Origin of the sequence: Burkholderia sp. Ac-20392 (assembly GCF_017104585.1) — a bacterium.
Lineage (GTDB): Bacteria > Pseudomonadota > Gammaproteobacteria > Burkholderiales > Burkholderiaceae > Burkholderia > Burkholderia lata.
Genome location: NZ_JAAGPB010000387.1, coordinates 1 through 8,183 on the forward strand (window position 1 = coordinate 1; position 8,183 = coordinate 8,183).

The 8,183-nt window shown below is 66.2% G+C and carries 10 protein-coding genes; 7 read left to right on the forward strand and 3 right to left on the reverse strand.

Annotated features, from left to right (window positions below):
• The 3 genes from G3N99_RS29640 to G3N99_RS29650 all read left to right on the forward strand — a co-directional run.
• Positions 1–794 (forward strand): molybdopterin molybdotransferase MoeA (locus G3N99_RS29640; RefSeq protein WP_206124157.1); only part of this gene is annotated, 794 nt, incomplete at its 5' end.
• A 19-nt stretch (positions 795–813) separates the two neighbouring features.
• Positions 814–1,071, forward strand: a complete 258-nt coding sequence (gene moaD, locus G3N99_RS29645; protein ID WP_011352296.1) for a molybdopterin converting factor subunit 1 — start codon at positions 814–816, stop codon at positions 1,069–1,071.
• A 10-nt stretch (positions 1,072–1,081) separates the two neighbouring features.
• Positions 1,082–1,558, forward strand: coding sequence for a molybdenum cofactor biosynthesis protein MoaE (locus G3N99_RS29650; RefSeq protein ID WP_043188206.1), 477 nt, complete (start codon positions 1,082–1,084; stop codon positions 1,556–1,558).
• A 68-nt stretch (positions 1,559–1,626) separates the two neighbouring features.
• Here G3N99_RS29650 and G3N99_RS29655 read toward each other — a convergent pair whose 3' ends face one another.
• Positions 1,627–2,187 (reverse strand): group III truncated hemoglobin, encoded by a 561-nt coding sequence (locus G3N99_RS29655; RefSeq protein ID WP_206124158.1) that lies wholly within the window; start codon positions 2,185–2,187, stop codon positions 1,627–1,629.
• 251 nt (positions 2,188–2,438) lie between these two features.
• Between G3N99_RS29655 and G3N99_RS29660 the strand changes: the two genes are divergently transcribed.
• Positions 2,439–2,954 carry an Rrf2 family transcriptional regulator gene (locus G3N99_RS29660; RefSeq protein WP_206124159.1) on the forward strand — a complete coding sequence of 172 codons (516 nt, stop codon included), beginning with the start codon at positions 2,439–2,441 and terminating at the stop codon, positions 2,952–2,954.
• Positions 2,955–3,111: 157 nt separating this feature from the next.
• Positions 3,112–5,709: an ATP-dependent chaperone ClpB gene (clpB, locus tag G3N99_RS29665; protein ID WP_174987313.1), complete on the forward strand. Its 2,598-nt coding sequence runs from the start codon at positions 3,112–3,114 to the stop codon at positions 5,707–5,709.
• 105 nt (positions 5,710–5,814) lie between these two features.
• On the opposite strand, the gene G3N99_RS29670 is transcribed toward clpB, so the two are convergent.
• Together G3N99_RS29670 and G3N99_RS29675 are read right to left on the reverse strand one after the other, a co-directional pair.
• Positions 5,815–6,252 carry a YidB family protein gene (locus tag G3N99_RS29670; RefSeq protein WP_089484088.1) on the reverse strand — a complete coding sequence of 146 codons (438 nt, stop codon included), beginning with the start codon at positions 6,250–6,252 and terminating at the stop codon, positions 5,815–5,817.
• A gap of 88 nt (positions 6,253–6,340) precedes the next feature.
• Positions 6,341–6,970: a helix-hairpin-helix domain-containing protein gene (locus G3N99_RS29675; RefSeq protein WP_206124160.1), complete on the reverse strand. Its 630-nt coding sequence runs from the start codon at positions 6,968–6,970 to the stop codon at positions 6,341–6,343.
• A gap of 286 nt (positions 6,971–7,256) precedes the next feature.
• Between G3N99_RS29675 and G3N99_RS29680 the strand changes: the two genes are divergently transcribed.
• Positions 7,257–7,718: a MerR family transcriptional regulator gene (locus G3N99_RS29680; RefSeq protein ID WP_206124161.1), complete on the forward strand. Its 462-nt coding sequence runs from the start codon at positions 7,257–7,259 to the stop codon at positions 7,716–7,718.
• Entirely contained in the window at positions 7,702–8,136 is a 435-nt protein-coding gene (locus G3N99_RS29685; RefSeq protein WP_071334593.1) for a carboxymuconolactone decarboxylase family protein, read from the forward strand. The genes G3N99_RS29680 and G3N99_RS29685 overlap by 17 nt, the downstream gene beginning before the upstream one ends.
• Positions 8,137–8,183 lie beyond the last annotated feature (47 nt).

Sequence of the window (8,183 nt, forward strand, 5' to 3'; positions counted from 1 at the left end):
TCTCGGTAATCCTGCCGGCCGGCACGCGGCTCACGCCGCAGGCGCTCGGCCTGGCCGCGTCGGTCGGCTGCGCGCAATTGGCGGTCGCGCGGCGGATTCGCGTCGCGGTGTTCTTCACCGGCGACGAACTGACGATGCCCGGCGAGCCGCTGAAGCCGGGTGCGATCTACAACTCGAACCGCTTCACGCTGCGCGGGCTGCTGGAGCGGCTCGGCTGCCACGTGACCGACTACGGGATCGTGCCCGATTCGCTCGCCGCGACGCGCGATACGCTGCGCGCGGCCGCGCGCGATCACGACGTGATCCTGACGAGCGGCGGCGTGTCGGTTGGCGACGAGGACCACGTGAAGCCGGCCGTCGAGGCCGAAGGGCGGCTCGCGCTGTGGCAGATCGCGATGAAGCCCGGCAAGCCGCTCGCGTACGGCGCGGTGCGCCGCGGCGACGATCGTGCCGATGCGCACTTCATCGGGCTGCCTGGCAACCCGGTGTCGAGCTTCGTCACGTTCCTGCTGTTCGTGCGGCCGTTCCTGCTGCGCCTGTCCGGCGTGCGCGACGTCGCGCCGCGCGCGCTGTCGCTGCGTGCCGACTTTTCGCAAAACAAGGGCGACCGGCGCAACGAATTCCTGCGCGCGCGCGTCAACGCGGCCGGCGGTCTCGACCTGTTCCCGAACCAGAGCTCGGCGGTGCTGACGTCGACGGTGTGGGGCGATGGCCTGATCGACAACCCGCCGCAGCACGCGATCAGCGCCGGCGAGACCGTGCGTTTCATTCCGTTTTCCGAACTGCTGTCGTAACGCGACGGCTTCCCGAACCATGAAGATTCAACTGAAATTTTTTGCAAGCGTACGCGAGGCATTGGGCGTCGCCGACGAGCAGGCCGACGTGCCGGACAGCGTCACGACCGTGGGCGACGTGCGCGCATGGCTGCGCGTGCGCGGCGGTGCGTGGGCCGAGACGCTCGCCGAAGGGCGCGCACTGCGCATGGCGTGCAATCATGAAATGACCGATCCCGACACGCGGCTCACCGAAGGCTGTGAAGTCGCATTCTTTCCGCCGGTGACGGGCGGTTGAGGCACGGGCGATGGCAACGGTACGAATCCAGACCGACGACTTCGATCTGAACGCGGAAGTCGCGGCACTGCGCGCACGCAACCCGAAGATCGGCGCGGTCGCGTGCTTCGTCGGCACGGTGCGTGATCTGAACGAAGGCGATTCGGTTGCCGCGATGGAGCTCGAGCACTATCCGGGGATGACCGAGAAGGCGCTCGAGAAGATTGCCGCCGAGGCTGGCCGGCGCTGGCCGGGCATCGACGTCGCGATCGTGCATCGCGTCGGCAGGCTCCTGCCGCTCGACCAGATCGTGATGGTCGCAACGGTTGCGTCGCACCGCGGCGATGCGTTCGCGTCGTGCGAGTTCGTGATGGACTACCTGAAGACCGAAGCGCCGTTCTGGAAGAAGGAAACCACGCCGGACGGCGAGCGCTGGGTCGATGCGCGCAGCACCGACGATGCCGCGCTCGCGCGCTGGGGTATCGAATCGGGCAATACGCGGCGCTGAGCGCGACGTCAGGGTGGTGCGGCGAGGTGCCGCATGCGCGCACAAGCGCCGCGCGTGATGGCGATCCGTTACGCGTCCGGATCGCTGCTGCGCCCGATGATCTTCGTCGGAAACGGCTCGCCGCGGGCACGCGACGGCAACGCGTGCGGATCGTCGCCCGCGTCGCGACGGCGCGGCGCGATCGCGTCGAGCAGTGCCTGCTGCTCGGGCGGAATCTGATAGTCCCAGCCGAACCGGCTCAACTGGAGGCTCTGCGCGATCCGCAGCGCCGGCTCCATGAAGCGGATCGCCGCGGGCGGCGTGTAGCGCGTCTCGACGGTCTTCAGGAACAGCGACAGCCAGCGGCTGAAATGGGCGGGTTCGATCCCGTCGAGCGGCTGGTGTGCCTGCTGCACGTTGCCGCGATAGCCCTTGGTGCCGAGCACGAGGCTCGACCAGAACGTGACCATCTTCGGCAGGTGGTCGTCCCAGCGGCCGGCCAGCTTCGCGTCGAACACGGGCCCGAGCAGCGGATCGGCGCGCACGCGGTCATAGAACGCGTAGACGAGATCGCGGATGTTCTCTTCGGTCGGCTCGGTGTCGCGAGGGCGGGCCGGTGCGGTATCGGGCGAGGCGGGCAGGACGGTCATGGCAAAAAGGGCCGGAAAAATAGGCAGCGGCGGGGCAGTGGCGCAGGCGTCGTGCAGGACGCCGGCCGGATTTTGACGCAAAATAGCGTCCAACAACCCCTGAAAAACGTGTAAGTGTCACGCATCTTATTGCGCGCGCGGCATCCCGGCAACCCGGGGCCGCGGAACAGGGCCGCCAACCGGCCCCGTGCGCAACCCGATCGGCCCGGCTCACGTAATCGGGGCACGATCGATCTTTTCCGTATTCGCCCATGAGACTCACCGACTACACCGACTATTCGCTGCGCGTGATGCTGTACCTTGCCGTACGTGGCGAGGGACTCGCAACGATCCAGGAGATCTCGGACGCCTACGGCATCTCGAAGAACCATCTGATGAAAGTCGTGCAGCAGCTCGGCGAGCTGGGGTGGGTCGATACCGTTCGCGGTCGCAATGGCGGGCTGCGGCTGTTCCCCGAATCGCTGCAACTGACCGTCGGCCAGGTCGTGCGCGCGACCGAGAGCGATTTTGCGCTGGTCGGCTGCTTCTCGGCGGACGGCGAGTCGCGCGGCTGCGTGATCGAGCCGCAGTGCCGGTTGAAGGGCGTCCTGGCGGCCGCGCGCGATGCGTTCTTCGCCGAACTCGATCGTCACACGCTCGGCGAGCTGGTCGAACACGCTGTGCCCCTCGTGGCATTGCTCGGTATTCATCCGGTCGTGCGCATGCGCGCCGAGCCGTCGCCGGAAGACGCACCCGCGTCCGTCGAACCGCCGTCGACGGCCGGCTGATACACGCTCGCCGCACGTCTCGATCCTGCCGTGGCCCGTGCCGGGGCCGCTTCAAGGATATTCATCGATTTTTGCGCTGAATCAACCCGAATTTCGCTTGAAAGCCGCATAACCATCCTCATCTTGGTGTTAATCGAAAATTGGAGGTCTCGACTAAATGAGAATCGACAAGCTCACCACCAAGTTCCAGGAAGCACTCGCGGACGCGCAAAGCCTCGCGGCAGGCCGCGACAATCAATACATCGAACCCGTTCACGTTCTCGCGGCGCTGGTCGCGCAGCAGGACGGTTCCGCACGCTCGCTGATGTCGCGCGCGGGCGTTCACATTCAGGCGCTGCAAGGCGCGCTGAACGAAGCCATCTCGCGCCTGCCGCAAGTAACGGGCACGGGCGGCGACATCCAGATCGGCCGTGAACTGGCCGGGCTGCTGAACCAGGCCGACAAGGAAGCGCAGAAGCTCAACGACACGTTCATCGCGAGCGAGATGTTCCTGCTCGCCGTGTCCGACGACAAGGGCGACGCCGGCAAGCTCGCGCGCCAGCACGGCCTCACGCGCAAGGCGCTGGAAGCCGCGATCGCCGCGGTGCGCGGCGGCTCGCAGGTACACAGCCAGGACGCCGAAAGCCAGCGCGAGGCACTGAAGAAATACACGGTCGACCTGACCGAGCGCGCCCGCGCGGGCAAGCTCGATCCGGTGATCGGCCGCGACGACGAAATCCGCCGTTCGATCCAGATCCTGCAGCGCCGCACCAAGAACAACCCGGTGCTGATCGGCGAGCCGGGCGTCGGCAAGACGGCGATCGTCGAAGGGCTCGCGCAGCGGATCGTCAACGGCGAAGTGCCCGAGACGCTCAAGGGCAAGCGCGTGCTGTCGCTCGACATGGCCGCACTGCTCGCCGGCGCGAAGTATCGCGGCGAATTCGAGGAGCGCCTGAAGGCGGTGCTCAACGACATCGCGAAGGATGAAGGCCAGACGATCGTCTTCATCGACGAAATCCACACGATGGTCGGCGCGGGCAAGGCCGAAGGCGCGATGGATGCGGGCAACATGCTGAAGCCGGCGCTGTCGCGCGGCGAGCTGCACTGCATCGGCGCGACCACGCTCGACGAATACCGCAAGTACATCGAGAAGGATGCCGCGCTCGAGCGCCGCTTCCAGAAGGTGCTCGTCGACGAGCCGAGCGTCGAGGCGACGATCGCGATCCTGCGCGGGCTGCAGGAGAAGTACGAACTGCACCACGGCGTCGACATCACCGACCCGGCGATCGTCGCGGCGGCCGAGCTGTCGCACCGTTACATCACCGACCGCTTCCTGCCGGACAAGGCCATCGACCTGATCGACGAAGCCGCTTCGAAGATCAAGATGGAAATCGATTCGAAGCCCGAAGAGATGGACAAGCTCGACCGTCGTCTGATCCAGCTGAAGATCGAGCGCGAAGCCGTGAAGAAGGAGCAGGACGAAGCGTCGCAGAAGCGCCTGCAACTGATCGAGGAAGAGATCGAACGCCTCGGCCGCGAATATGCGGACCTCGAGGAGATCTGGATCGCCGAGAAGGCCGCGGTGCAGGGCAGCGCACAGCTGAAGGAAGAGATCGAGAAGGTGCGTGCGGACATCGCACGTCTGCAGCGCGACGGCAAGCTGGAGAAGGTTGCCGAGCTGCAGTACGGCAAGCTGCCGCAGCTCGAGGCGCAATTGAAGCAGGTCACGCAGGCCGAAGAGCAGGAGCAGCACAACCCGACGCGTCCGCGCCTGCTGCGCACGCAGGTCGGCGCCGAGGAAATCGCGGAAGTCGTGTCGCGTTCGACCGGGATTCCGGTGTCGCGGATGATGCAGGGCGAACGCGAGAAGCTGCTGCACATCGAGGAAAAGCTGCATGAGCGCGTGGTCGGCCAGCACGAGGCGATCAGCGCGGTGGCCGATGCGATCCGCCGTTCGCGCGCGGGTCTCGCCGATCCGAACCGTCCGTACGGCTCGTTCCTGTTCCTCGGCCCGACGGGTGTCGGCAAGACCGAGCTGTGCAAGGCGCTGGCATCGTTCCTGTTCGACTCGGAAGAGCACCTGATCCGCATCGACATGAGCGAGTTCATGGAGAAGCACAGCGTCGCGCGGCTGATCGGCGCGCCGCCGGGCTATGTCGGCTACGAGGAAGGCGGCTACCTGACGGAAGCCGTGCGTCGCAAGCCGTACAGCGTGATCCTGCTCGACGAGATCGAGAAGGCGCATCCGGACGTGTTCAACGTGCTGCTGCAGGTGCTCGACGACGGCCGCATGACTGATGGGCAGGGGCGCACGGTCGATTTCAAGAACACGGTGATCGTGATGACGTCGAACCTCGGCTCGCAGGTGATCCAGGCGATGACGGGGGCGCCGCAGGAAGAGATCAAGGACGCCGTGTGGCTCGAGGTGAAGCAGCATTTCCGCCCCGAGTTCCTGAACCGGATCGACGACGTCGTCGTGTTCCATGCACTCGACCGCAGCAACATCGAGTCGATCGCGAAGATCCAGCTCGCACGCCTGCACGACCGGCTTGCGAAGCTCGACATGGCGCTCGACGTGTCGGAAGCGGCGCTCGAGCAGATCGGCAAGGTTGGCTACGATCCGCTGTTCGGTGCGCGGCCGTTGAAGCGCGCGATCCAGCAGGAGATCGAGAACCCGGTCGCGAAGCTCATCCTCGCGGGCCGCTTCGGTCCGAAGGATGTGATTCCGGTCGACATCCACGACGGCAAGTTCGTGTTCGACCGCGTCGTTCACTGATCGCAGGCCTCCTTGGCCGCCGCCCGGTTCGCGCCGGGCGCGCAAAAACAAACACCCCGCCTCGGCGGGGTGTTTGCTTATGGCGCGTCGCAACGACGCAGCGCGTCAGCCCTGCTTGTTGCCGCCGAACATGCCGGCGATCTGCGACAGCGAGCCGAGCACGTTCGACGGGTCGACTTGTGCCTGGCCGTCGGCCGGCACTGCGCCGTCCGGCGTCGCGTGGTTGACGACGTGCGGCAGCACCTGCGCGAGGACGGTCGAGGCCATCGACGGATCGACACCGAACTTGCTAGCGAGCGCACCGATCGCGTCCGAGCCCAGCACGTTCTGCAGCGCGTCCGGCGAGATCGGCTGGTTCTGGCCAGTGCCGACCCACGAACCGATGATGTCGCCGGCGCCGCCGGCCTTGAACTTCTCGATCAGGCCATTCAGGCCGCCCGGCTGGTTGTTGATGAATTCGAGCGCGGTCGTGATCAGCGCGCTTTGCGAGTTGCCGCCGGCCTGGCCGCCGAGCAGACCGCCAACGATGTCGAGGAGACCCATGGTTCTTCACCTTTACCGATAAGGGCGCCACGCTGTGGGCGCCCGTTGAACGAATGCCGCGCGCACGCCGTCGCGCGCGCGGCGCACATCAGGCGCCCGACGCCGCGGCGGCGGAGGCTGCCTTGTCCTTCTTGCTTTTCTTCTTCGAACCCTTCGTCGCTTTTGCCGACGATGCGGCGGCCGGTGCGCTCGCACCCGCATCGGCGGATGCCGCCGCTGCGGCGGCCGCCTTTTCCTTCTTCGTCATGCGCTTGGCCTTCGCCGGCTTCGCCGCCGCATCCGGCGCGCTTGCCGCCGGTGCCGGTGCCGGAGCCGTAGCCGGCGTGCCGGCCGTCGCGGTCGTGGACGTCGATGCCGTGCCTGCCGACGTCGTTGCCGACGTGGTGGCCGAAGTCGTTGCCGATGTCGTCGCGGCAGGCTTCGACAGTTTCACACCCTTCGGCGGCGTCGACGAGCCACCGATCGTCAGGCCGTTTTCCTCGAGATGCCCGACCGATTTCGTGCCGAGGCCCTTCACGCGGTTCGCGAGATCGTCCGCATCCTTGAACGGGCCGTTCTTGGTGCGTTCGTCGATGATCGCCTTCGACTTCACGGGCCCGAGACCCTTCACGGATTCGAGCGTGGCCTGGTCAGCCGAGTTGACTTCGACGGCCGCGGCAAGGCCTGCGGCGAGCGACAGCGACAGCGCGACGAACAGCATCAGCAGCTTTTTCAGCATGGCAAAGGCTCCCTGGTTCTGACGGATGAATGGCTGTTGCAACGGACGGCGGGGCGAGGCGTGGCCGGGCGTCGCCGTTAAGCATAGGACAAATGCGTGCCCTTTTTAAGACAGGCTGACCGAATCTTGCTGAAGGCTTGCGGCGCTGTAAAGACAGAAACCCGCGTCGGGCGGTGGTTTTGACCATTCTTTACGGTGTTGCCGAGGTGTCGCCGACAATCGTCGCACTGGTCGTTCGACAGGGCTTGACTTAGAGTGAACTCTAACTCCTAACCTTGTTCCTGCCATGTCGAAAACCGTAACCCAACCTTCCTCCACCGGCCCGCTGACGATCGGCCAGGTCGCCGAAATGACCGGCCTGTCCACGCATACGCTGCGGTACTACGAGCAGGCCGGCCTGCTGCGCGCGATTTCGCGCACGACGGCCGGGCACCGGCTCTATGCACCGGCCGACCTTGACTGGCTGGCCTTCGTGATGCGCCTGAAGGCGACCGGCATGCCGATCGCGCAGATGCAGGCGTTCGCGGCGCTGCGCGCGCAAGGCGAGTCGACCTTCGGTGCGCGGCGCAGCCTGCTGGTCGCGCATCGCGATGCGGTGCGTGCGCATATCGCGGAGCTGCAGGCGAGCCTCGACGTGATCAGCGACAAGATCGTGAACTATGAGGCACAGGAGCGGGAGATGGCACGACAGGCAAGACCTTCTCACTCTCTATCGAAACAGGACGGACACAATGGAACGACTCGTTGAAGACCGCTATACGCGCGGCTGGAACAAACTGAAGGAAATCGACGGCGAAGTGGGCGAGCGGGTGATCGCGGCGCTCGCGCCGATCGCACCGGATTTCGGGCGGCTCCTGGTCGAGTTCAGCTTCGGCGACATCTACAGCCGGCCGCAGCTCGACCTGAAAGCGCGCGAGATCGCGACGATCGCGGCGCTGGCCGCACTCGGCAACGCGCAACCGCAGTTGAAGGTGCATATCGAGGCCGCGCTGAACGTCGGCTGCACGCGCGACGAGATCGTCGAGGTGTTCATGCAGATGGCCGTGTACGCGGGTATGCCGGCCGCGCTCAACGCGCTGTTCGCCGCGCACGAGGTGTTCACGCGGCGCGATGAAGCGGCCGGCAACGCGGCGGACGCGAACGAAGCGGCCGGGCAGCCCGCATGACGAAGCGCGCGCCGGCGCGTCACGCGCGATGCGGCGCGACGATCCGG